Consider the following 23,492-nt stretch of genomic DNA (forward strand, 5'->3'; position numbering starts at 1 on the left):
AATAAGACCCTTAATTTGTGTTTCTCTCACCTCTCCACGAGCTCCTGAAGTCTCGATAATGCATGTTTATAATCCATGGAGAGAACAAGTAACTCGGAATCACCGTACTTGGATAACAATCCTTTATCGAGTAATTCCTTAATACTATCCTTAACACCCTTACTCATCAACAATGCGTAAAGCGCTATTATCCTCTTAGCCTGTGCTGAAACCTCGGCATCAATTAATTCATTATAAATCCTAGAAATGTCCTCAGCGAGCTTTATTAAGTCCTCAAGCTTAACATCACCTACAACCCTTATCTTAGAACCATCCAATTCCGCATTTATGCCCTTAATCTGTAGTAGGTCGATTATTAAGTCGATGGGTATGGCGGCACTAAGCCTAGCCTTACTAAGTATTAATGACACATCATATGCGCGGGTGCCGAATTTACCCCTCATTAATTTAATATCATTATATACACGCTTAATCTCCATGGAGTAAAGTTCAACTTCATGGGGCTCACCCTGTATTGAAACCCAAACCCTAACGCCGCTGCCGGTATCGTACCGAATAAGTAACTCCTTACTCTTAATCTTACTGGTGAGCATTTCCATAAATGTCAATGCCTCGTTCACATTATTGAATGTGAATACGAACTCCCTGCGCACTATTGATCGCATTATGACTCAGGCAATGGGTTATAAGGTTTTGGTGTCAGGTAATACCGAGACTACTACGTGATAAGGCATGCTATAGACCTTCGCTATCTCGCTCTCTATTTCAGTGGCGACATTATGAGCCTCAGTAACACTCATGCTTTGCGGCAGATATACCAGGATTCGCATGGCACTTATACCCCCAGCCTCAACAATATTAATATCACCAACACGGCCACCATACTTAGAGCAAACGGCATTAACGGCCTTCCTTACCTCATCAATATTTATGGCCCTTTTATCAGGCTCTAGATGAATCCAAACCAGGGCATTGGGTATTTCCTGCTTTACCTTACTTTCTACTTCATTTACAGCCTTATTAATATCGCTTAACTTAGCGTCGCTCCTAACGACCATGTGCATACTGACTACTACGCCATTTTGCGACTCCAATATGTTTAACTCGTGGATATTGGTGATTAACGGGTTCCTAACACTAGCGAGAGCCCTTTCTACCCTTTCACGAAGCTCGGGTTCTACGTGAACCATGACTATTGATGGACCAACCTCACGTTTTATTGCAGATTCCACATTATCAGCAATATTATGGGCCTCAGCAATACTTAGGTGGTCGGACACCCCTATCGTTACCTCTATATGCGCCATTGAACCAATCCTCCTAGCCTTAATGTCCTTCACGGAGACAACGCCCTGTACTGACTTAGTGACATTAGCGACTCTTCTGATGAGCTCCTCAGATGTCTTATCCATTAGTTCGTCAATTGATGTTCTCATTATACGTGCGCCAATTACCGAGAAGTAGATGACTATGGCAAAGGCAATTAAAGAGTCAAGCAATGCACCCCACTCATCAAATAACCCAATACTTAGTCTCTCCATTAATAATCCGATGATCATAAGGGCAATGACGGAGGTCTCAATAGCAACATCACTCAGGAAGTGGTAGGAGTCAGCCTCAAGGGCTCTGCTGTTCCACTTAACTGCCGCCCTCCTTAATGCCCTTGATCTATTTACGTCAATAGCTATTGCTATCGCCATAACGATTATAGCCACCATATCTGGAGTAAATGGCGTCCTCATCATTATGCGCTCGGCGCTCTCATAACCAATGAGTATGCCAGCCACGATTATGAATAAGGAACCAAAGAGCCCGCCAATGCTCTCAGCCTTACCATGACCAAACGGGTGTTCCTTATCAGGTGGTTTAGAACCGACACTAACGGCTATTAACGTGATTGTTGTTACGAGGATATCGAGAAACGTGTGCATTGACTCGGCAAGAACTGCAAGGGAGTTCGTAAGTAGCCATGCCGTGATGTTCATGACCGTTATTAACACTGACGCTAACAATGAAAATAATGCAACTCTCGTCTTCTCGTTACTCATATATGTGTAAAGGCTTCTCATGCTTACCTCACTATCCTGTGAATCACTAATTAACCTATCTTTATGCATGCTCTAATTCGATAACTAATTCGATATCAGTTTATAAAGCTAACTTCAGGAGAAGGGTTTATTAACCCCAACTTTAGGGTAACCCTAATGATAACGAGAACAGTAACGGGCCTAATACAATCAATAAACATGATATTGCTCACGCTAGCCATGGTGATACTTGGGCTGGGGATATTCAACATAAACTTCCTACTAAATCCGCCAAGGCAGTTAACGATAACTGAAATACTAATAGTATCCCTATTCCTAGGGATGCTCCATGGAATAACGCCTGACGAGCACACATGGCCGATAACCTTCAGTTATGCAGTTGGTGAGTACAGCACAAAGGGAGGCATGAAGGCAGGTTTCCTATTTTCCCTCGGCTTCACAATACAGAGGGCATTCCTAACAACACTGGGTTACATAGGGCTCGCCTACTTCTACATGAAGTATAACCTAGATGGTCCAGTTTATTTTGTGGTTGGGCTGGTTATGGCGATAGCCGGCTCATACATATTAAGGGGTAAGTACATACACTTACCGATTGACGTATTACTTGGCGGTCATCAACACCACACAAATGAGGCCAAGAGAGTACCACTTCATGAAGCTCATCCAAGGGAAGTTCCCATAAAGATGACTATCGTGCACGGGCTAATAGCTGGGTTCGGATTTGGCGCATACGCATCAGTAATAACGTTTGTACTGGCTCCACAAATGCCTAGCATTTGGTATGCACCATTGCCCGGCCTGATGTTTGGGATTGGTACCATGATAATGCAGGTAATACTCGGTGCAATCTTTGGTGGGTTATTAAGGGCTAGGAAATTCACTGAGGAGGAGGTTAAGTACGTCGGTAGGAAGACCGCCGGAATAACGCTTTATTACGGGGGTATCGTGTTTGCATTAGTCGGCCTATTAATAATCTTCCTGCCTCAAATAGATTCCTGGGCGATAAGCACGGGAATACCAATACCAAACCTGGACGCGATAGACATAGGCTTTCTACTTGTGATTTCCGTGGTCGGCATAATAGGGCTATACGGCATAATTAAGTCATATAGGGAGGCCGTTAAAATACATAAGTTAAATTCTTCTACATGAACAGGTAAATTAATTTATTGTTTTAAGCCCTGAATAAGTCGACTAGGACTTTGACTCAGTCTTAATTAGCGTTAGGGCCTGAACAACCCTCTTCACGAGTTCTAGATCCGCCTTAACCCTGCTGTACACATCATCAGGTATTTCACCCCTAGCTTTACTATCCTCAAGCTCCTTTATCATGCCATCGACTTGATCCGTGGTTAATGACGTTACATCCATGGACCTAAACCAATGTTCCTTAATACCCTTATCAACCTCATCAATCTTTGACTTGGCCTCATCGTACATGTTTGTTAGCTTCGTTAGAGTATCCGTCAACTCGGCCGAGGACTTGGAGTACTCATCATCATCTATTAGACCAAGCTCCTTCTTAACCTTAAGCATGTCAAGCTCCTCACGTATCGAATCAATACTAGCCTTGAGCTCATTAATCCTAAGCGCCAGGAGTATGTTATCGACGTCCCAATTCCTCTTAACATTACTAACCGCTGTCTTATAATCAGACCACATGTTGTTTAGTCGTTTTATTTGTTCAGTATAGTTATCATACGTCTTATTAATCTGCTTTAGTAACTCCTCGTATATTTTCAGCATCTCCTCACTCATGATATCACCCTCTCAATCTCAGCCTTTAACTTCTCATAAACCTCCTTACTAATCTTACCATCCCTGTACATCTCCTCAAGCTTTGCCAGCGATAGCTTAAGCTTGCTAATTTCCGGCGTTACTGTGGTCATCAGTAGTCTCTTATAATGCTGGTTAATTGTTGATTCAACCTCCTGGTATCTGGCATTCAATTCTTTAAGCTTATCACCGATCTTATCAAGCTTCTTCTGAATACTATCCTTAAGCTTATTATATGTGTCGTCACTAATGAGTCCCATACTCCTCCTAAGCTCAACCTCCTTAAGATCTTCACTATACTTATTACGAATCCTCTCAAGAATGACCATATACCTCCTCAACTTAGCCTTCTCAACCTCCCAATTCTGTCTTGTTGACTGTACGGAATTCTCATAATCCTTCCACTTATCATTAAGTGTCTTAGCATTACCCTCAAACCTAGATATTATAGATTCACTACTCCTAATCAACTCATCCTCGGCATCGCCAGCAGCCTCAACACGTACGGCAGTTGTAGCAACTGGTGCTGCAATAACCACCTGCTGAGGTTGTTGCTGGGCCTGCTGTTGTAATGGTTGAACCGTCTGCGAGGGCTTAGTCTCAGCCTTTACCTGGGCGCCTCTAGTTTTCATGTACTGGACATATATTGGGCATTCGAAATAATCACCAAAGCAGTACCATTGGAATGGGTTAATAGGTCTCTGTGCGTATGTACACACGTAACCACTTGCTGTCCTTTCAAGTCCTGGACAAACAGCCCTAGACATTATTAATAATCCCTGTATTTTAATTGTTTATATATGTTGCGTTGAATGATTTATGAAGGAATGGTCATGTTACTAATGAATTAAGATAGTCCTGAGGCACGCCGAGGTCTACGTAATTACCGTCAGTTAGGAAAACCATAATCCTCATACCACTCTGCCGTAAATACTCAACGTACTTATTCATATCAAGCCGTTCCTTACTCAGCCTCTTAATTAATGAGCCCTTCATTATGTATATGCCGGTGACTATCGGTAAGGTAATCGTAGGCTTCTCAAGCCAACCCCTGAATTCACCACTTGGGCTGACATCAAGCACGCCATATCTAGCGGTTAATCTGTATCTAATCGAGATTATGGTTACATCAGCATTACTTGATCTATGATAATCAAGCGCCTTTGCTAAAGGCACATCGGTTAGTACATCACCGTTGATTATGATAACATCATCGTTATCATAAATAAAATCCCTCACATACCACAACTGCCCCGCAGTACCTAGTAATTGATCAGCAATAACGAACTTAACGCCAGATATTAAATTACCTAGTAATGAAATTACCTTATCAGCCATATACGCAGTCACTATAATGACATCATCGTATTTAAAGCCCTGTGATTTAACCCAATTCAATATATATTCAATTATTAAACCATCACGAAGTGGAAGGTAGGGCTTAGGAACCAGGTAAGTAAGTGGTCTAAGTCTTTCGCCAAGCCCTGCCGTTAGAATCACTACCTTAATCATTCACGGTCTACATGTAATCCTTAAATCCAAGCTTCTTCAAATGCCTATTGATTACTGAGGCCTGCTTATCAAGCTTCTTTGCCTCCTCAACTATATCCCTCTCCTTAGTCTCCATGTTCCTTAGGTCGAGAAGGCATCTACCATCAGGGGCCATTACATGAGCCTCACAGACAGCGTACTGACACTTATAGCCAATGCAGGGCCCACCAAACAAGGTGCACTGGGTGATCGTTCTATTACCCTGCCTTACGATCTTCAGTGCTTTCTTGGCGCACCTGAAGTATTGGAAATTGCACCAGGTACCGTCGCAATACTTAGCCTTAACCTGTACGTTGACATTAACCTTAGACACGGTAATCCCCTAACTCCTATACACAGTGTAGTCACTACATATATAAGTTTTTTCCATTACTAAATAACTTAGGAATAACCAAGCCTACTCAGTATTTCATTGGCTAACTTGGCGTAACCAAGGGATTCAAGGAAATCAATTACCTCATTCAACTTAGGCGATGATCTAGCGCCCCTTCTGGTGACCTTGAGCGATGCCGTTGCATTAGCAAAAATGAGCTTATCTATTGGGTCAAGGTCCAGTACGGATGCGACTACGTAAGCCGCGGCAAAGGTATCACCAGCACCTGTGGTATCCACAGGTGGAACCTTAAACGCATCGGAGTACTTAACCTCACCATCCCTAAGAAGTAATGCTCCACGTGGACCAAGCGTAACTATCAACTCCCTAACCCTAACCCTACTCGCTATGTTCTCGGCGGCCCTAACAACATTCTCTGAGTGGCCTAGTTCCTTTGCCTCAAAGCTGTTCATGAACCAAATATCAACGTCATTCATAACATCCCTAATAACGTCAAGTCCCTTCCTAGCCAATGGCGTACCACCATCAACCGAGATTGTTAGTCCCATGGACTTTGCGATACGTTTTGCCGTCTCGATAATCTCGGTCCTACCGAGGGCCACGTGGACGTGCGAGATGCCATTCATGACATCACTGGTAATGTCATTGGGTGTTAATCCAAGGTTAGCCCCTGGATACCTAATCATTCGCTTGGAGCCATCGAGACCCACAATCACTATCACCGTACCTGTCTTTTCATGGCTAATGCGCTTTATGAACCTAGTATCAACACCCTCTGACTCAAGTTCCTTAATTAGCATATCACCGAATTGGTCATTACCCACAGACCCAAGGAACCTAGAGCCAAGCCCAAGCCTGGCAACCGCCACGGAGAAATTAGCCGCGGAGCCCCCACCGCCCATGTATGTCTCATACGCATCAATTGATTCATCAGGCCTTGGTATTGTGTCGGTCTTAACGTAAATATCTAAGTTCAGGTTACCCATTGACAGTACTACCGCTTGTTTCTTCACGCGTAGCTTTATTAACTGGGCTTATTAATTCTTAACCGTGGATAATGCGGTAGATGTAAAGAGGTTGCTTGAGCTTAGGGATAGGCTGGACAGTAGGATTAAGGAGCTTCAGGAGGAGCTTGATCTATTGAATGAGGTTAAGAGTGTCATTGATAGTATAATTAAGTCGCAGTCTATAGTTCCGGCTACGGAATTGATAAGCAAACCACAGGACCTGGGCAGGCTGGTTGAGACTAGGGAGATTAGGTCAAGGGTTGGTAACGAGTTGCTGGGTACAGTTGAGATTTACGAGAATGGGATGAGTATTAAGCCGATAAAGCCCTTCAATAAGGATAACACGGCATTCAGGAGGTTCTTCAGGGATAAGATACTTGAGGGCTTTAAGCAGGAGGATGACAAGTTGGTTAAGGACGGTCAATTAAGGCGTGAGGAGGCCTTCAGTTATGAGGTTAGGCTTGATGGTGATAATGTAGTCGGTATAGTCATTAAGAATTATAGGAGTGATGAGAGGCTTAGGGAAATAATTAGGGCGGCAAGGTGGATGCTAGAAAGGGTCCTGAAGGAGGAGGGTGGTGAGTAAACGGTTATGGGTTAGCGCCCTCCTCAATCTTTACCTTCTTCTGCTCCTTATACATCTCGAGTATCTCATCAACCGTTGTGGCCTGCTCAGGCGATTTATCGGTCCTGTAACGTCCAGTGAACCTTGGGAACCTAATGGCTAGTCCAACGCCAGGTCTAATAGCGCCCATACAACAGGTGTGGAGTGGGCTTAGGGTTATTTCCGCGCCAATTATTTCAAGGACCACGGCTGGTACAAACCACACGTCAGGCTCCATCTTGGAGACAACCCTTGGATGCTTATGCGGTATCCTATATGGATCAAGCATCTGCTTTAGCTTCACGAGATCCTCATCAGTAAATCCACTACCAACCTTACTCACAGTGTAGAACTGGTCCGTCTTAGGATCATAGGCAGCAATGAGTAGTGCGCCGTACGTGCCCGCCCTCTTACCACGACCCCAGAAGGCACCAACGACCACCAGGTCAAGTGTATCCGTTAACTCACTCCTATAATCACGCTTATACTTAATCCAGAGCCAACCCCTGGCCCCCATTTCATATATCGAGTCAGCCTTAATGGACTTGCACATGACCCCCTCACAACCATCGCTTATTGCCTCATGGAAGAATTTATCAAGCTCCTCTGCATCATTTATTATCCTCCACGTTGCCAAGTGAACATACTCACTGGGCTTAAGAACCTCTAACAACTTCCTCTTCCTATCAATGAGCGGCAGGTTTGTTAAGTCCTGGCCATCAATATACATGATATCAAACAGGAATATGTTAACCGGATATTCCTTCATCGCCTCCTTAATATCATGCTTCCTCTTCCTATGCATCAACTCCTGGAAGGGCCTAAACTCGCCCGTGTCCGGGTCAATGGCTACTATCTCACCCTCCACTATGTACTCCTTGGCATCAATGGCCTCCTTAACATACTCAGCAACGTCCGGGTAGGCATGCGTTATATTCTCAAGCCTCCTGCTGAAAATCCTAATCTCCCCATCCCTCGTCTTATGTATTTGGGCCCTCTCCCCATCATACTTATACTCAACCATAGCAACACCCCCCAATTTGGCCAGAATCTCCGTAGATGTACTCAACCTTTCAGCGAGCATTGGTTGTATTGGTACGCCAGGTGTCACGTGGATCTTAGCTAGGGCGTTCTGACCCTCCTGAGCGACCATCTTAGCTATATAACCAAGGTCTGGGTAAATGTGATAGGCCCTCTCAAGGGCCTCCCTGGGCACCTTATACGCATCCGACAAAGCATCGAGAATCGTCATGTCAGCGACGCCAAGCCTCAACCTACCGATCACAAACCTGGCAATGTACTTAGCCTCCTCAGGCTTAGCCCTTGAGAATAAGTACGTGAGGAGTTTAACCTTCGTATCCTGGGCACCCTCACCACTCGCCCTGGCTATCGACATCAACGTATCATAAACCTTACCCATTGTCAACTCCTCGCCACCCCCACCACCAAAGAACTCAAGTATTGACTTACCACCACCCTGCTGCGGCTTACTACTCATTATCCTCCTGGCGGTCTCACCAACATCCCCAAGCCTCTTATAGAGGTCCTCAATCTGCTTAATGGGCGCTCCAGTGGCGTTGGCGATAGCCCTGAAGGTGAGCTTCTCAGCAACACCGAGTTCTACGCCCTCCCAGTCAGGCCTTAATTGACCGAGTATGAAGTAAATTACCTTATCAATAACGTTAGGTGGGGTCTTCTTAAGGAGTGATGAGAGTAGCTTAGCCATGACAGTCCTCTGGGTAGTTGCCTCAATACTCTCAAGCGCCTTCACCACATCGATGAACTTAATGTCATTACTGCCTGTGGACATCAACTTACACACTCTATAAGAGATTAATTAAACCACCGCTCCGTAATACCCTAAGAATAAGGTTGGTTAGATAGGGCATTAAAGCTTTAATAGATTATCGTTAAACCTTAGTAAATGCCATTAGACCCGGACTCAGTATTAAACGATGTATTAAATATAGTGAAAACGCATAATAAATGGCGTAGGTTAGAGACGATAAACCTCATACCTAGCGAGAATGTGATGTCGCCATTGGCTGAGTATATTTACCTAAATGATATGGAGGGCAGGTACGCCGAGGGTACGCTAGGCAGTAGGTATTATCAAGGAACTAAGTACATCGATAAGCTTGAGGGTCTCCTTGCAAACTTAATGGGTGAGCTGTTTCACGCGAAATTTGTAGATGTCAGACCCATTTCAGGCACCATAGCCAATGCAGCGGTCTATGCGGCGTTGACGCAGCCTGGTGATACGATAATGTCAGTACCACTTAACTCAGGGGGTCACATAAGCCATAAAACAACGGGTGCACCTGGAATTCTCAAGTTGAAGGTTGTAGATCTGCCCTGGGATAATAATGAGTTTAATGTTGATGTTGATGAAAGTATTAAGTTAATTAGGGAAGTTAAACCGAAGATCATTATACTCGGCGGTTCTGTATATCTATTTCCACACCCCGTTAAGGAGCTCCTTGAGGCTGCTCATGAGGTCAATGCGGTGCTGCTTCACGATTCGGCCCACGTACTTGGCTTAATCGCTGGTGGGGCATTCCCGAACCCACTTGACCTGGGCGCCGATGTTATGACATCATCAACACATAAAACATTCCCAGGCCCCCAGGGCGGCGTTGTCTTCACTAATAGGGAGGATTTATTTAAGGTAATTCAAAGGGCGGTGTTTCCTGGGCTTACCTCGAATTACCATCACCATAGGTATGCCGCGACTGCCGTGACGGCAATCGAAATGATGAAGTTCGGTAAGGCTTACGCGGAGCAAGTCGTCAGTAATGCAAGGGCATTGGCTGAGGAATTACATGCATTGGGGTTCAAGGTCATTGCCGAGAATAAGGGGTTCACGAGGACTCATCAGGTACTTATTGATGTATCTAATGTTGGTGGTGGCAGTAAATCGGCAGTATTACTTGAGGAGGCGAACATAATTGTGAATAAGAATGCGCTCCCCTGGGATAGGGGCTTTAGGGATCCGAGTGGTCTTAGGCTTGGCGTTCAGGAGATGACTAGGTTTGGCATGGGTAAGGATGAAATGAGGGTTATTGCGGAGTTTATGGCGCGCGTCCTCATAAGGAAGGAAGACCCCAGTAGCATTAGGAAGGAGGTTATTGAGTTTAGGAGGGAGTTTACCCAGGTTAGGTATGGTTTAACACCGAGGGATATTGGCATTGATATTAACATAAGCATGTTAATGTAATGAGTCGATTAATTCTATGACTTAAGATTACCATGCGCGGCGGTGTTGTTTTTGACCCGATGGAATGGTTATTAGTTAGGAGTTACTACATGGCACTACTCCCCCAGTTGAACTTTAGGGGTGATTACCTTGCAGCTGAGCTGGCACCAAGCTTTTGTAACTACGATGGCGATTTAAGAGAGTTTAGGTGGGACGTCGTTAACATAGTAATGCCGCCAGCTGAAGTGAAACCCAGTGATGATGGTTTATTAATTGCCGTTGAGGGGTACTCCGTTAAGCTTCTTCGTGATTGGGGATTAAGCCCCGATATCGTTGTCACAGACTTCGACTTCAGCCCTGAGGAGGTAATTAACTGTGATTGTTTAGTGCTTGGCCATGCACATGGCGACAACATTGCCTATTATCCCAAGTACGCGTCTAGAGTTAGGAGGTTATTACCCACGGTTCAGGTATGGCCTAGGGGTTGTTCATTGCTAGTTCCTGGATTTACCGATGGTGATAGGGCCGTTTACCTAGCCTACTACATGGGTGCTAAGGAGATTAGGATTTACGGCTTTAATCCAGGTAAGGTCGTGAAAAGAGACGATGAGATTAAGAGAATGAAGTTAGAGATTGCTAGGACGTTGATTAATAGGATTATGCGAAAGGCCGTGAGTAATAATGCCGCGATGATTAATCTTATTTAGACATTACTGAGACTGAGTTGACTGTTGTGGTGCGATTGTTATTAGGGGTTTTTCTTTACCCACTGCGAATAGGTAATCCACTATTGTCCTGACCTCCTTACCCTCATTCGTTATTATCTTTACTGTGGATTCTCTCTTCCTGTAGGTCTGTACTATCTCAGTTATCTTTCCGTAGTAACCCACGTTCTTTCCATCAACGATTAATCCAAGCGAGCCTAGTTCCAATTTCACGTAATCAACGATCTTATTCTCGGCGATATCAATTAGCACTGAATCAAGCGTATCATACTTACTGCCCTCCTCATAGGGTAATTGTATGTTCCTGCCATCATGCAGGTTAAGCTGTATTTGCCCGCCCTTAACCATGGTCTTATTCTCAATCCTGCAAAGCTTATACCTAGCCTCCTCCTGGCTTATTAGTACTGGCCACAGGAACTTAGTTGGGTGTGGAACCATTCGGTAAACCTCATTAGTTGGCACAATCTCAACAACGTCCATTAAACCCACTGGGTACTTATAATCCCTCCTAACCTTACCATCAACCTTAATCAATCCCTTACCAATGACGTACCTAGCCTCCCTAAGCGTCTTCGCGTATCTAAGGACATCCCTGACAAGCAATGCCAGTGGTAAAGACTTAGCCAATGGATGCGGTCCAGGGCTTGGCCTAACAACCCACACAGCCTCCTTAGTGGATATCGGCCACCACTCAGGCGCTTGGTAACGCCTTAAGTGCCTACTGGGCATTAGGCATCACCGTGGGGAACCCCATTTAAAGGCTTACTGCTGCTTCTGTTCACCGCCACTGCCCTGACCACCAACGACGATTACCTCAGGCTTCCTCAATGCCCTAGCCTCCTTAACCTCCTCAAGCTTCTTTAAGTACTCCTCACGCTGCTTCCTAGCCCTCTCAATCGCCTCCAGCCTCCTCTTATCGCTGGTGTCCAACTCGACAATCATTACCTTTGATGGGTGTATTGGGTAGTAAACGGTTTCACCACTAGGTTTCTTCAAGGTTGCATTCTCCACGTAGATCCTCATCTTCCTTAAATCAACCTCAACCACCTTACCCCTAACGCCCTTGAAATCACCCCTCAGTATGAGCACGGTATCGCCCTTCCTAACCGGCAATCTCTTAACGCCATACTGCCTTTGTAAATCCTCACTAAGCCGAGCTGTCATTAACCTATGCCTAACATGGAGTGGCGCATTGAATAGTGCCTTCCTCTGCTTCCTCGGTTGTTTAGACCTTGTTAATGTGACCATGCAAGAACCCGCTTAAGCTAATTACTTAAAAATTTTAATATACCAAGGGGCTACGGTCAGGTTGAGGCGAGGTAAATGCCAACAAACATTATCACAGAGCCTATGATCTCCGGTACGGTTGGCTGAATACCCATTATTAAGTAGTTAAGCGTAAGTGTTAATGCAGGTACCGTGAATATGTAAGGCGTCGAGTTGGCAACACCAATTGTATTAACGAGCAAGTACCAGACGAGGAATAGGACTGCACCACCGACTATGGATGTACCCAATAAATTACCAATGAACCCAGGCACCCACTCAATGCCGGTGAACTCCCTAAGACCATCAACTAGCAATCCCATCGCAGTAAGTATCGCTGAACCGACGATGAACATGTTAGACACTACAATTAAGCCATCATTATTACCCAACTTTCTGAAGTATATACTGTACAGAGCCCAAAATATGGCGTTTATCATAGTAAGTAATGTCCCAATCAGCGAGACGCCCCTAATTATTGAGGAGACTCCATAAATAATAACCCCAACAAACCCAATAAGTGCGCCAATTACATTGAGCGTCCTTGGCTTTTCATGGATGAGTAGGATCGATAGTGGTATTGCAAATAGGGGCATTGTGTAGCCAAATATGGCCGACGAGCCTGGGTCGATATAAACCAGTCCATAGGCCCAAAGCGCCGTGCTTAATGAGGAAAATAAACTCAGGAGAGCTAAGTCCCTATTTAGTATTATGTAGTATTTACCGTTAATTAATACGGCAGCCAGAGCTAATAGGGCTCCGGCTATTGCGTACCTAATTGCCATGTAACCCAGTGGCGTTGCATATCTTAATCCGAATTTTACGAAGAAGTAATTAAATGATGCCGAGAATACGTAGATTAATAAGTAACTAATGAATAGTGATTTTCTCATCAACAATGCCGGGTTATGGTGTGCTTAAAAACCGTTCTTCCTGGAAATAATGAAAGGGATAAAAGGCTTGTTCCTGGGGATCTTTAGAGTATAATGCATTATTACGATAGGGAACCCGTCTTTAAGGAGATGAGGGTTAGGAGAATCCATACGGTGATTAGGGGATTTCCATTGACCTTCGTGTTAGCCCCTGGGGTCTTCTCGAGCGAGGATGTGGATGCAGGGACTAGGTTGTTGGCTGAGAATATGGTTATAATGAATGATTGGGACATACTCGACATGGGCTGTGGTTACGGCGTTCTCGGTATTGTAGCGGCGAAACTGGCGCCGAGGGGTAGGGTGGTCATGGTTGATATAAATAAACTCGCGGTTAAGTTAGCAGCCATAAACATTAAAATTAATAGGGTAAGTAATGCTGAGGTCCGATTAAGCGACTTATATAATGCGGTTCAGGGCGAGAAGTTTAATACGATAATTTCGAATCCACCAATAACGGCGGGTCTCGATTTAAATAGGAGATTGATAATTGAGGCTAAGAACCACTTAAAGCCTGGCGGTCTCCTTCAAATTGTTGTACCGAAGAAGTTGAGGTCGAGGTTTGAGGAGATTTTATACGGTAATTACGACATTGTGGAGAGATTGGCTAAGTCAGGTAATTACATAGCCTACGTGGCCAAGGTCATGGGTTAGCCCTTCGCCTCCATCCTACCTAGCCTATCCATAATCCTCCTCTGCTCCTCTCTAATCCTCTCAATCTCCTCCCTCAACCTCGCATACTCCACGCCCCTCTGCATCTGCTCCCTAATCTTTCTGGCGACATCCCTCGCATAACGCCTAATACGACCATCCAAGTCCCTACTAGCCAAGTCATCTAGCGCATCCAGGAACCTTGGATCCAGGGAACTCTCCACGGCAGCCACTGCGGCATACCTAACCCTGTAATACGGGTCCTTAAGCAACTCCCTAATCCTATCATAAACCCTCCTAATACCCACGAACTTACCCAGGGACTGGGTTGCGACCATCCTAACGAGGGTTGGTTTACCAAGCTCCGTGTACTTAATGAGCGTATCCACGGCCTCATCAGTGCCTAACTCGGAAAGTCCCTGTAGTGCGCCCTGGGTTATTACGTGGTTATGGCTTGGATAATTAAGGGCCTTAATGAGTTCCCCTGCGTAATCCATCATCCCCAACTTACCAAGTGATTGAGCAGCCTTTGACCTGACGTAGTAACTCTCGGATGTGTTTTCAAGGATTGATGTAAGGACTCTAGCTGCATCCCCATTACCTTTAAAGTTACCCAAAGCCTCCGCAATGGCTTGTCTAACCCTCGGGTGTCTCTCATTATTCAATGCGTTGAGTAACGCCTTGAGCGCGTCATCCGTACCTACTCTACCGAGTGCCCTGGCAGCCTCAGCTCTAACGCCCCAGAATGGGTCATTCATCAATGCCTTGCTTAACCCCTCAACAGCCCTGGCACTACCATCCCTCGCCAATGCATCAATAGCCTCTAACCTGCACATTATGTTATCACTACCTAACTCAGCGATGGCCTCCTCAACACCCTTATCACTACTCACTGACTTAACACCCACCTTAAACTGAGGATCTATGCACACGTACTGCGGCCTCTCGCTGGCTGGTACGTATATCGTGACCTCTCTCTCATTTAGTTCGATTCTAAGTAGGTCAACCTTACCGCTTGGGTATTTAATCTCAAATTCAAGGGGTAGCCTATAAATTGGGTATGAGTCATCGCCCTGTGCCTGGCTAATACTCAATTTAATGAACTTATTGCCTGGGTCGTAACTCCAGGAATACTTAATGACCGGGTGGCCAGATGAGTAAACGAATTGCGTGAAAAACCAATCAAGTGGTTGCCCAGAAACCTCCTCAAGCGCCTTCCTGAGGTCCTCCGTATCTGCATTACCATGGGCATGCCGTGTTAAGTATAGGTTTATACCCTTCTGGAAGACTTCATCACCGAGTAAATTACGGAGTGTGTGAAGGACAAGGCTTCCCTTCTCATATGTATGCCTATCAAACATCTCCTCAGGGTCCTTATACATCCTCGTGACTATCGGCCTCGCGTACCTATTGCCATACTCATTGAGGTAACTCCTAAGGTTTTGGTACAACTCGTACAAGAACTCATCACGTCCCTTGGCACGCTCCGTGTAAAGCGCCTCGAAGTACGTGGCGAACGCCTCATTAAGCCAGATATTAGCCCAGTCCTTAGTCGTCACATAATCACCAAACCACTGATGGGCGAGTTCGTGAGCTACCAAGCCATCTGACGTGAAGTCCTCCATACCTGGGCATGGGAATCTAGACCCGGGACAATGGGCATGTTCATCATGTAGCGTTGTGTCTGTGACTATGGTTATCGTTGTGTTCTCCATACCGCCATAAATAAATTCACTAACGGCAACATGCTTATAATTAGGCCATGGATACCTAACACCCGTGTACTCACTGTAAAACCTTATCATGTCGCAAGTCCTATAGAAACTAAACCTAGCCCTATCGCCGAATCCTCTTGGCACGTAATGCTCAATGGTTATCCCATCACAATCCTCCCTAACAACCTCGAACTCGCCGGCTGCAAAGGCTACGAGATACGCCGAGTGGGGCTTGTCTAACCGCCAGTGCCACAGTACCTCATCACCGAGATCCTTAGTCTCCACTAGAATGCCGTTTGAAACCGCGGTCCAGGTCTTCGGAACTATTATTAATAACTCGCTCGTGAATTTAACATTAGGGTAATCGGGCATTGGTATCCAGTAATGATTATCCTCACTCTCACCCTGTGTCCAGACCATGGGCACTCTATCCCTGTAATGCTCGTCCGGCAATATGAAATAGAGGCCCTTCCTGGGTTTCGTTTCGTAGTTCACCTGCACTGTGTGATTCCCTGGACTGATGTATACCCTGAGTACCCTGCCATCGTACTCAAACTTTGTGTCCTGCCCATTCACCTTAACGGATATTATCTTCATCTCTGCCGCATCAAGCTCGATATAGTCCCTGCCAGGTGGCACATCAATACTGTACTCTGCTAACCCCTCGATCGCCCTCTCGCTAGTCTTAACCCGTATTTGGGCCCTTAAGTGCTTTAGGGCGTAGCCGTAATGTTTAGGAAATTGAGGCCTGTAGTCAGGGTATACGAAGTTCCTACCAATTAAGTAGCCAGCCTTGTCAAAGGACACATGGTTGGGATTAAACGAAAATTAATATGTATTACCTTAATTACCTTGTTAGAAGAACCTTACCTTGAGGACCGATAATTTATAGACCTTGTTCTGTTCCTCAGTCTTAATGACCCTCTGACCAAGCAGTGGGAATAGTCTCTTTAATGTTAGGTAGCACTCCTCGTCATCGAGTATGAACGTTATAACAGAACCCACTGGCGCATCGCGGAAGTTCTGTATGGCCAGTGTACTACCGTATGGGCAACCAATACCCCTTAAATCAACTGTTAACTCGCCAACCCTCACAGGTTACCAATGAGTATTGGTATACTTTAGGCATAATGCACTGCGCATTTTTTGCATAGGTCTCTGCCACATGGCGTTAATCCATTTAGGTAATAAGCCTAAGGAGGATTTATAAGCCTCGGAATTAATAATTATAAGTTCATGTCCGCAGGTAGGGACTTTATTAACCAGGTGATTATGGAGATCGAGAATTCAATCCTAAAACCCCTCGAGGATATTGAAAGCAGCGCTGAGGGAATCCTTGAGAACTTGTCGGAAAGCATGAATATCGAGAAGCCCAAGGTAATAGCCACGGTGAATCCCACGAATGAGTGCATTGAGTACGTGGATAAGAATCAACAATGCCAGGTAATTACCGGTAAGTACTTCCCTGAGGAATCAATAATACTCATTAATTATAGAATTGACATGAACACACTTCTCCATCTATTCGCCCATCACGTACATGCGGTGGAGATGGGTAAGGCTAAGTATGTCAGGGTTAGGAGACTAGAGGAGTTGAGACTTCCCTGGGAGTTAAGGCCCACCGAAATTGTGGCTATGTACAGGACCGCGCAATTAGTACGTATGCTCCAGCCCAGGGCCTGGAGGATCTATAATGAGGAGATCAAGCCCAGGATTAAGGAGATTGATGAGAAATTCAATAGTGTGAGGTTTACGGTGAATTACATAGAGAGGCAGGTGGAGCACATACTGAGTAGTAGAAGGTCTATTCAGTAATATTTGTACTAATTATAATATAACTAAATTATATATCTGAATACTATCGTTTTATATTTTTATAATAATGTGATAAAACTTATAAAACCCTATAGCTTAATATTGCTTTGTATGTCGGTAACATGGGCTCTACCCTTTAAAGAGAAAATAATCCCCGAGCTTGGGAAGGAGAGGACTGTCGATCCTGAGGAGTACAGGAGAATTCATCAGGAGAGTCTTAAGGACATTGAGGCCTTTTGGTCAAATGTTGCCAGGGAGCTTGAGTGGTTTAAGCCCTGGGACAAAGTACTTGTCGCCGATCCACAGCCCCCGTTCTATAAGTGGTTTGTCGGTGGTAAGTTGAACGCATCATACCTAGCCCTGGATAGGCATGTTAAGGGTGGTAGGAAGAATAAGGTGGCCATTATTTGGGAGGGCGAGCCAGTTGATCAAAATGGTAATCCGCTTGAGGTTCGTAAACTCACGTATTATGACCTATGGCGCGAGGTCAATAGGCTCGCCTACGTGCTTAAGAATAAGTTCGGCCTTAAGAAGGGTGATACCATAGGCATTTACCTACCCATGATACCCGAGCTCCCAATAGCAATGCTCGCAGCCGCAAGGCTCGGCGTCATATTCACAGTGGTCTTCAGTGGATTCACGGCGCAGGCCCTGGCTGATAGGCTTAATGATGCGGAGGCTAAGCTTGTGATAACGGCTGATGGCGGTTATAGGCGTGGTAGGGTAATTAGGCTCAAGGACATTGTTGATAAGGCCCTTGAGCAGTCACCTACAGTTAAGAACGTAATTGTCTACAGGAGGGTTGGTCTTAATGACGTTAACATGGTTAAGGGTAGGGATTACTGGTGGCATGAGTTAATGAGTGACGTACCAATGAATACTTATGTAGAGCCTGAGCCAGTGGAGAGTGAGCACCCATTATATATACTATACACGTCAGGCACTACGGGTAAGCCCAAGGGTATTGTTCACGACACGGGCGGATACATGGTGCTACTCCACGCAACCATGAAGTGGGTATTCGATGCCAGGGAGGACGACATCCACTTCTGCACTGCGGACATTGGCTGGGTAACCGGGCATAGCTACATAGTATTTGGGCCGCTCCTTGAGGGCATGACGACTATAATGTATGAGGGTGCGCCTGACTACCCGAACCCGGACCGTTGGTGGGCGATTGTGGAGAGGTACGGAGCTACAATACTGTACACCAGCCCAACGGGTATAAGGACACTAATGAGGTTTGGCGATGACTGGGTTAAGAAGCACGACCTCAGTACAATAAGGCTCATGCACTCAGTTGGTGAGCCAATAAACCCAGAGGCCTGGAGGTGGCTTTGGAAGTTGGCGGGTAGGGAGAAGGTGCCCTTTGGCTCCACCTGGTGGATGACAGAGACAGGGGGCATACTAATATCCCACGCACCGGGTCTCGCCCTGGTACCGCTTAAACCAGGTACCAATGGACCACCATTACCTGGCGTCGATGCGGACGTCGTTGATGATAATGGTAACCCGGTACAGCCAGGACAGAGGGGTTACCTCGTAATTAAGAGGCCCTGGCCAGGTATGCTATTGACAATTTGGAAGGACCCAGACAGGTATGTTAAGACTTATTGGAGTAAATTCCCTGGAATGTTCTACGCAGGTGATTACGCGGTTAAAGATGAGGACGGCTACTTATGGATACTCGGTAGGGCTGATGAGGTAATTAAGGTTGCAGGACACAGGCTCGGCACGTACGAACTCGAGTCAGCATTAATACAACACCCGGCAGTGGCTGAGGCCGCCGTCGTTGGCGTACCAGACCAAGTTAAGGGTGAGGTTCCAGTGGCCTACGTGGTCCTTAGACAGGGTTATCAGCCCTCTGAACAGTTGAAGGCTGAGTTGAATAATAAAGTTAGGGAGCTTGTAGGTCCAATAGCCACATTATCGAACATATTCTTCGTGACTAAACTACCAAAGACCAGGAGTGGCAAGATAATGAGGAGGCTCGTTAAGGCCGTGGTCACGGGCCAACCACTGGGTGATGTGACGACGCTTGAGGACGAGGCTAGTGTTGAGGAGGTTAAGAGGGCCTACGAGGAGTTTAAGGCTGAGTTGGAAAAACTTGGTAAGCAAGGGTGAGTAAATGCCTGAGAAAGCGGCCAACCCAGCACCACTTGGGCTCTCGGGCTTCGCATTAACTACGCTAGTCCTAAGTCTATTCAATGCACACATAATAACCGCGGGTTCAGACGTTGTGGTCGGCCTAGCGGCGTTTTATGGAGGTTTGGCTCAAATAGTCGCGGGTTTATACGAATGGAGGAGTGGAAACACCTTCGGCTATGCCGCGTTCTTTACATATGGCGCGTTTTGGGAGTGGTACTTCATAACGGTGTTGCTCCTTGATATGCACACCATCTCCGTTACATCGGCCGCCATAAGCGCGGTTCTGGCTGCTTTCGGGATTTTCACATTCATTTTCTGGATATATACCTTCAGGCTTAATTGGGCGCTATGGCTAGTATTCCTAACGCTTTGGTTAACCTTCTTCCTACTCGCCGCAGGCTTAACAATAGTGGGCGGCTACGTCGGCATAATAACAGCATTACTAGCCTGGTACACAGCATTCGCAATGGTGTATCAAGAGATATTTAATAGGCCAGCACCGTTACTAAACTCACAGCCAATAAAGGCAAAGGCGGCAATGGCATAGATAAGGTTAATTATAGTCTATTTATATTTAAAACAGTCATTTGTACATTTATATTTAATAACTTTTAACTAAATTATCTCTAAACCATAGTATTAATAGATGGTGGTGAGTACTACTTCATGGGTGAGAAGGTTACTGAGGATAGGATACCCTGGGTTAGGCAGCAGGTCGCCATGGTATTCCAAAATCCATATAGTTCACTTAACCCGAGACTATCCGTTAAGGAGATAATCTCAGAACCACTTGGGTGTTTTGATGAGGATAGGGTTAGGGAGGCCATGGAGATGGTTGGCCTTAACTATAGGGAGCATGGCAATAAGAGACCTAGGGAGTTAAGTGGTGGTCAGGTCCAGAGGGTTGCTATTGCGAGGGCCATTGTTAAGAGGCCGAGGTTTATAGTCCTTGATGAACCAACCTCAGCTCTAAATGCGTCACTGCAGGCCCAGGTGCTTAACCTATTGATGGACCTTAAGGAGCAGTTGAAGCTGACTTATCTATTCATAACCCATAACATAGCCGTGGCGTATTACATATCTAATAGGGTCGCCATTATGTATGCGGGTAAGATAGTGGAGATGGGAGACGTAGATGAGGTATTCAAGAAGCCGATGCACCCATACACGCAGTTATTACTTAAGTCGGTGCCAACAATCGGCAAGAAGGAATTGGAGCCACCAACCGGTGAGGTGCCGAGCCTAGTTAATCCACCGCCTGGCTGTAGGTTCCACCCGAGATGCCCGTACGTGATGAGTATTTGTAAGGAGAAGGAGCCGCAGTTGGTTATGGTCAATAATAGGCAGGTTGCCTGCTGGCTATATCAACAGCAGTAATACCTCTTAATTTATCCCTACCCAGTTTTATTCAGGGTTGCCGGTTTATAAGCGTGCAGGAGGTAAAGGTAAATGTGGTTAACATAATTAAACCAAGGGTTGAACTCGTACTCACCTGGGGTAGTGAGGAGCTTGTCACTGCAATGACCGACGTTGTTTATAGGGCCTACTCAATCGAGGATGCGCTAAAGAGAGTTAGGGAGAAGCCCGAGTTGGTTGTTAGGAGGATAACGGGCTTCCTTAGGGATGGGCACCACAGCGTCCTTGAGTTTATGGGTGCGAGCTGGCTTGTTGAGGGTAGTAGGGCATTCACGCATGAACTCGTTAGGCATAGGATAGCGAGTTACTGGCAGGAGAGTCAGAGGTACGTGGACTACACCAAGGGGCAGCTACGCTACGTACTACCACCAGGCCTAGCCAGCCAGTGGGCCGGCCACCTGGATGGTGTATCGCAGGCCTATGTGAAGGCTAGGGAGGGCTTCGCACCCGAGGACGCCAGGTACTTGCTCCCAAATGCCATGGCAAGTAGGGTTTGGGTTCAGATGAATGCGAGGGAGTTCTTCCTGAACTTCATACCGCTTAGGACGGGCTTGGGCGCCTTCCACGAGATTAGGCTCATTGCCTGGCTCATGTTCGACACATTGATTGATAAATTCCCAATAATCGCCAGGTGGGTGTGGGACAACCTACCCAAGCTACACCCAGACTACTGCAGGGGCATTGATAAGCTTGACAGCGCCTACGGAACAAGCGACTGCAGGATAGTGAGCATAAAGGACGCCTTCAACAAGTGGGGGATGGAGATCCCAAGGAGAATCACCGAACTCATCACTCACTCTTAATGAATGGTGTTATCATCGGTCTCGCAAATCCAGGGACTTGGTTAATCAGGGACCTAGGCAGTGGCTTGAATATGTAGAGGGCCGCGATCAACACGGCTATGTTTATTAACTGTATTAATGGCCAGGTGATTGGCAGGTCGGAGATCAGTAACGTGCAGGAGGAGATCAGGGTCAGTACCAGGGATAAGCCAATAACCAAAACATCAATGCTTCGAATGCTCCACCGCTCACTAAACCAGAAGACCACTAAAGTTAATGCATATATTAAGTAATTACTGGCTATGGCCATGTAAATACCGAGGGAGTGAAAGAGTACGTATGCGAGTATGCCAAGGCCCAGGCCGGCGATGTTTGCGATTAATGCATACCAACCCCTACCAACGACCCAGTAGTAGGATGTGTATATATTGACTATGACGGCCAACGGCGTGTAACCGAGCAGTACCGAGGCGTAGGGTATTGACTTAACATACCCACCACTAATAATCCCTATGGTCGGCAGAATAGGCAGGGCAAGGACTATTAGCTGGGCGAGGAGGGATGCGGCTATGAAGGATGGTATTGCGTAGTCACGGAAAGTCCTACTAACGTCAATACCAATACCGAGCCCTTGGGACAACCTACTATTCATCACGGTGGATACGGCAGGGCCCAAGGCAGTTACGGCATTAGCAATTGCGGATGCTAATCCATATATACCCGTGAATTCAGGGCCAAGGTATACATAGACAAGGTACATCAGTAAGTTATAGCTTAAGGTACCCATGTAGCCTAGTAACCACGATTGAAAACCAAACTCAAGAAACCCCTTTATCCTATTTTTCACGACGCCAACCCCAGCCAGTGGATCGGCAATGCCCCTAACAATACCCAGGTAGTAAATGAACTGCGCCAGGGAGCCCAGGAACACGGATATGGCTAACGCATAGACGTTACGCATTATGATTATTAATAGTACTTGCATTACTCTCATGGCAAGTATGTTGATCGTCAAGCCCATGCCTTGAGACGCAACCCTACCCACTAACCATAGGTAGAGACCCAGGGCGCCCGCGATTGATTGAATGAAAACAACGCCCACGTATATATATGCCGTACCGAGCATCCACCTGGGTATACCATTACCAATGTAGAATGGCGTTGCCAACGCAATTAGTAGTCCGTAAATCACGGCCATGATCAATGACATGAAGACCATGGCGGAGAAGTAAGGCTTAACGTCACCACCTCTGGCATACTCAATGGCGCCCTCCCTGGCAATGGCGCCCGATATGCCGGGTATCGGTATTAAGGCACCTATTGAGTTTATTATGGCAAAGAGCGCGTTGTAGTATCCGTACTGCGTCAGTGGTATGTACCTGGTTAAGACAACTATGTACGCAATGGCTAATGCGTAATTAGCCGCGGTAGGTAGGTAATTCAATACGACAGCTAAAACCGTGTTTTCCCTAACCATTCACGAGAGTGCCATTACTAACATTATTAAATATTAAGTATTATGCATG

General features: G+C 45.9%; 23 protein-coding genes and 1 pseudogene. 10 read left to right on the forward strand and 14 right to left on the reverse strand.

Annotated features, from left to right (window positions below):
• Positions 1-26: 26 nt before the first annotated feature.
• Positions 27-665, reverse strand: coding sequence for a DUF2067 family protein (locus tag VDIS_RS07430; protein ID WP_013336620.1), 639 nt, complete (start codon positions 663-665; stop codon positions 27-29).
• Positions 666-683: 18 nt separating this feature from the next.
• The gene (locus VDIS_RS07435; RefSeq protein ID WP_245522474.1) at positions 684-2,069 is read right to left on the reverse strand and encodes a cation diffusion facilitator family transporter; all 1,386 of its coding nucleotides are present in this window, start codon (positions 2,067-2,069) and stop codon (positions 684-686) included.
• A gap of 177 nt (positions 2,070-2,246) precedes the next feature.
• Here VDIS_RS07435 and VDIS_RS07440 point away from each other — a divergent pair, with 177 nt between their 5' ends.
• Complete coding sequence (locus VDIS_RS07440; RefSeq protein WP_425358371.1) at positions 2,247-3,203, forward strand: hypothetical protein; 957 nt, start codon at positions 2,247-2,249, stop codon at positions 3,201-3,203.
• A 42-nt stretch (positions 3,204-3,245) separates the two neighbouring features.
• Here VDIS_RS07440 and VDIS_RS07445 read toward each other — a convergent pair whose 3' ends face one another.
• From VDIS_RS07445 to VDIS_RS07465, 5 genes are all read right to left on the reverse strand, one after another.
• A complete protein-coding gene (locus tag VDIS_RS07445) occupies positions 3,246-3,809 on the reverse strand; it encodes a hypothetical protein (protein WP_013336623.1) in 564 nt (187 codons plus the stop codon).
• Positions 3,806-4,594 carry a kinetochore Spc7 family protein gene (locus VDIS_RS07450; RefSeq protein WP_013336624.1) on the reverse strand — a complete coding sequence of 263 codons (789 nt, stop codon included), beginning with the start codon at positions 4,592-4,594 and terminating at the stop codon, positions 3,806-3,808. The genes VDIS_RS07445 and VDIS_RS07450 overlap by 4 nt, the downstream gene beginning before the upstream one ends.
• A 64-nt stretch (positions 4,595-4,658) precedes the next feature.
• Positions 4,659-5,339, reverse strand: a complete 681-nt coding sequence (locus VDIS_RS07455) for a nucleotidyltransferase family protein (RefSeq protein WP_013336625.1) — start codon at positions 5,337-5,339, stop codon at positions 4,659-4,661.
• Positions 5,340-5,346: 7 nt separating this feature from the next.
• Positions 5,347-5,691, reverse strand: coding sequence for a hypothetical protein (locus VDIS_RS07460; RefSeq protein WP_013336626.1), 345 nt, complete (start codon positions 5,689-5,691; stop codon positions 5,347-5,349).
• A 68-nt stretch (positions 5,692-5,759) separates the two neighbouring features.
• Complete coding sequence (locus VDIS_RS07465; protein WP_013336627.1) at positions 5,760-6,698, reverse strand: carbohydrate kinase family protein; 939 nt, start codon at positions 6,696-6,698, stop codon at positions 5,760-5,762.
• Between the two features lie 64 nt (positions 6,699-6,762).
• On the opposite strand from VDIS_RS07465, the gene VDIS_RS07470 reads away from it, so the two are divergent.
• Positions 6,763-7,305 carry a hypothetical protein gene (locus VDIS_RS07470; RefSeq protein ID WP_013336628.1) on the forward strand — a complete coding sequence of 181 codons (543 nt, stop codon included), beginning with the start codon at positions 6,763-6,765 and terminating at the stop codon, positions 7,303-7,305.
• Between the two features lie 4 nt (positions 7,306-7,309).
• Here the strand turns inward: VDIS_RS07470 and VDIS_RS07475 are convergent, their stop codons facing one another.
• Complete coding sequence (locus VDIS_RS07475) at positions 7,310-9,112, reverse strand: ATP-dependent DNA ligase (protein ID WP_052885918.1); 1,803 nt, start codon at positions 9,110-9,112, stop codon at positions 7,310-7,312.
• Between the two features lie 135 nt (positions 9,113-9,247).
• On the opposite strand from VDIS_RS07475, the gene glyA reads away from it, so the two are divergent.
• Both glyA and VDIS_RS07485 read left to right on the forward strand, forming a co-directional pair.
• Positions 9,248-10,540 (forward strand): serine hydroxymethyltransferase, encoded by a 1,293-nt coding sequence (gene glyA, locus VDIS_RS07480; protein ID WP_013336630.1) that lies wholly within the window; start codon positions 9,248-9,250, stop codon positions 10,538-10,540.
• Between the two features lie 59 nt (positions 10,541-10,599).
• The gene (locus VDIS_RS07485) at positions 10,600-11,226 is read left to right on the forward strand and encodes a 6-hydroxymethylpterin diphosphokinase MptE-like protein (RefSeq protein WP_245522475.1); all 627 of its coding nucleotides are present in this window, start codon (positions 10,600-10,602) and stop codon (positions 11,224-11,226) included.
• Between the two features lie 3 nt (positions 11,227-11,229).
• Here VDIS_RS07485 and VDIS_RS07490 read toward each other — a convergent pair whose 3' ends face one another.
• The 3 genes from VDIS_RS07490 to VDIS_RS07500 are packed head-to-tail and all read right to left on the reverse strand — an operon-like array spanning position 11,230 to position 13,403.
• Positions 11,230-11,973, reverse strand: a complete 744-nt coding sequence (locus VDIS_RS07490; RefSeq protein ID WP_013336632.1) for a 30S ribosomal protein S4e — start codon at positions 11,971-11,973, stop codon at positions 11,230-11,232.
• Between the two features lie 33 nt (positions 11,974-12,006).
• Positions 12,007-12,492, reverse strand: coding sequence for a 50S ribosomal protein L24 (gene rplX / locus VDIS_RS07495; protein WP_013336633.1), 486 nt, complete (start codon positions 12,490-12,492; stop codon positions 12,007-12,009).
• Between the two features lie 56 nt (positions 12,493-12,548).
• Positions 12,549-13,403, reverse strand: a complete 855-nt coding sequence (locus VDIS_RS07500) for a DMT family transporter (protein ID WP_013336634.1) — start codon at positions 13,401-13,403, stop codon at positions 12,549-12,551.
• 93 nt (positions 13,404-13,496) lie between these two features.
• Here VDIS_RS07500 and VDIS_RS07505 point away from each other — a divergent pair, with 93 nt between their 5' ends.
• Positions 13,497-14,093, forward strand: coding sequence for a class I SAM-dependent methyltransferase (locus tag VDIS_RS07505; protein ID WP_013336635.1), 597 nt, complete (start codon positions 13,497-13,499; stop codon positions 14,091-14,093).
• Here VDIS_RS07505 and VDIS_RS07510 read toward each other — a convergent pair.
• Together VDIS_RS07510 and VDIS_RS07515 are read right to left on the reverse strand one after the other, a co-directional pair.
• Complete coding sequence (locus VDIS_RS07510) at positions 14,090-16,612, reverse strand: M1 family metallopeptidase (protein ID WP_013336636.1); 2,523 nt, start codon at positions 16,610-16,612, stop codon at positions 14,090-14,092. The genes VDIS_RS07505 and VDIS_RS07510 overlap by 4 nt on opposite strands.
• Positions 16,613-16,660: 48 nt before the next feature.
• Positions 16,661-16,900: a sulfurtransferase TusA family protein gene (locus tag VDIS_RS07515; RefSeq protein WP_013336637.1), complete on the reverse strand. Its 240-nt coding sequence runs from the start codon at positions 16,898-16,900 to the stop codon at positions 16,661-16,663.
• Between the two features lie 141 nt (positions 16,901-17,041).
• Between VDIS_RS07515 and VDIS_RS07520 the strand changes: the two genes are divergently transcribed.
• From VDIS_RS07520 to thyX, 5 genes and pseudogenes are all read left to right on the forward strand, one after another.
• Positions 17,042-17,620, forward strand: a complete 579-nt coding sequence (locus VDIS_RS07520; protein WP_013336638.1) for a hypothetical protein — start codon at positions 17,042-17,044, stop codon at positions 17,618-17,620.
• Between the two features lie 111 nt (positions 17,621-17,731).
• Positions 17,732-19,744, forward strand: a complete 2,013-nt coding sequence (gene acs, locus VDIS_RS07525; protein ID WP_013336639.1) for an acetate--CoA ligase — start codon at positions 17,732-17,734, stop codon at positions 19,742-19,744.
• Between the two features lie 4 nt (positions 19,745-19,748).
• On the forward strand, positions 19,749-20,315 hold the full coding sequence (locus VDIS_RS07530) for an acetate uptake transporter (RefSeq protein ID WP_013336640.1): 567 nt from the start codon (positions 19,749-19,751) through the stop codon (positions 20,313-20,315).
• Positions 20,316-20,419: 104 nt separating this feature from the next.
• Positions 20,420-21,145 (forward strand): annotated as a pseudogene (locus VDIS_RS07535) (oligopeptide/dipeptide ABC transporter ATP-binding protein); the annotation flags it as partial.
• 53 nt (positions 21,146-21,198) lie between these two features.
• The gene (thyX, locus tag VDIS_RS07540; protein WP_013336641.1) at positions 21,199-21,987 is read left to right on the forward strand and encodes an FAD-dependent thymidylate synthase; all 789 of its coding nucleotides are present in this window, start codon (positions 21,199-21,201) and stop codon (positions 21,985-21,987) included.
• On the opposite strand, the gene VDIS_RS07545 is transcribed toward thyX, so the two are convergent.
• Complete coding sequence (locus VDIS_RS07545) at positions 21,974-23,443, reverse strand: oligosaccharide flippase family protein (RefSeq protein WP_013336642.1); 1,470 nt, start codon at positions 23,441-23,443, stop codon at positions 21,974-21,976. The two genes, thyX and VDIS_RS07545, sit on opposite strands and share 14 nt — an antisense overlap.
• Between the last annotated feature and the right edge of the window lie 49 nt (positions 23,444-23,492).

It is taken from the genome of Vulcanisaeta distributa DSM 14429, assembly GCF_000148385.1.
GTDB classification, from domain to species: Archaea; Thermoproteota; Thermoprotei; order Thermoproteales; family Thermocladiaceae; genus Vulcanisaeta; species Vulcanisaeta distributa.

Bases quoted from the DNA above. Each gene is read 5' to 3' on its own strand.
- VDIS_RS07500 (WP_013336634.1), bottom strand. From the start codon at position 13,403: ATGAGAAAATCACTATTCATTAGTTACTTATTAATCTACGTATTCTCG.
- VDIS_RS07505 (WP_013336635.1), top strand. From the start codon at position 13,497: ATGCATTATTACGATAGGGAACCCGTCTTTAAGGAGATGAGGGTTAGG.
- VDIS_RS07465 (WP_013336627.1), bottom strand. From the start codon at position 6,698: ATGGGTAACCTGAACTTAGATATTTACGTTAAGACCGACACAATACCA.
- VDIS_RS07450 (WP_013336624.1), bottom strand. From the start codon at position 4,594: ATGTCTAGGGCTGTTTGTCCAGGACTTGAAAGGACAGCAAGTGGTTAC.
- VDIS_RS07440 (WP_425358371.1), top strand. From the start codon at position 2,247: ATGATATTGCTCACGCTAGCCATGGTGATACTTGGGCTGGGGATATTC.
- VDIS_RS07545 (WP_013336642.1), bottom strand. From the start codon at position 23,443: ATGGTTAGGGAAAACACGGTTTTAGCTGTCGTATTGAATTACCTACCT.
- VDIS_RS07435 (WP_245522474.1), bottom strand. From the start codon at position 2,069: ATGAGAAGCCTTTACACATATATGAGTAACGAGAAGACGAGAGTTGCA.
- acs (WP_013336639.1), top strand. From the start codon at position 17,732: ATGTCGGTAACATGGGCTCTACCCTTTAAAGAGAAAATAATCCCCGAG.
- VDIS_RS07485 (WP_245522475.1), top strand. From the start codon at position 10,600: ATGGAATGGTTATTAGTTAGGAGTTACTACATGGCACTACTCCCCCAG.
- VDIS_RS07490 (WP_013336632.1), bottom strand. From the start codon at position 11,973: ATGCCCAGTAGGCACTTAAGGCGTTACCAAGCGCCTGAGTGGTGGCCG.
- VDIS_RS07445 (WP_013336623.1), bottom strand. From the start codon at position 3,809: ATGAGTGAGGAGATGCTGAAAATATACGAGGAGTTACTAAAGCAGATT.
- rplX (WP_013336633.1), bottom strand. From the start codon at position 12,492: ATGGTCACATTAACAAGGTCTAAACAACCGAGGAAGCAGAGGAAGGCA.
- VDIS_RS07520 (WP_013336638.1), top strand. From the start codon at position 17,042: ATGTCCGCAGGTAGGGACTTTATTAACCAGGTGATTATGGAGATCGAG.
- VDIS_RS07455 (WP_013336625.1), bottom strand. From the start codon at position 5,339: ATGATTAAGGTAGTGATTCTAACGGCAGGGCTTGGCGAAAGACTTAGA.
- VDIS_RS07430 (WP_013336620.1), bottom strand. From the start codon at position 665: ATGCGATCAATAGTGCGCAGGGAGTTCGTATTCACATTCAATAATGTG.
- glyA (WP_013336630.1), top strand. From the start codon at position 9,248: ATGCCATTAGACCCGGACTCAGTATTAAACGATGTATTAAATATAGTG.
- VDIS_RS07530 (WP_013336640.1), top strand. From the start codon at position 19,749: ATGCCTGAGAAAGCGGCCAACCCAGCACCACTTGGGCTCTCGGGCTTC.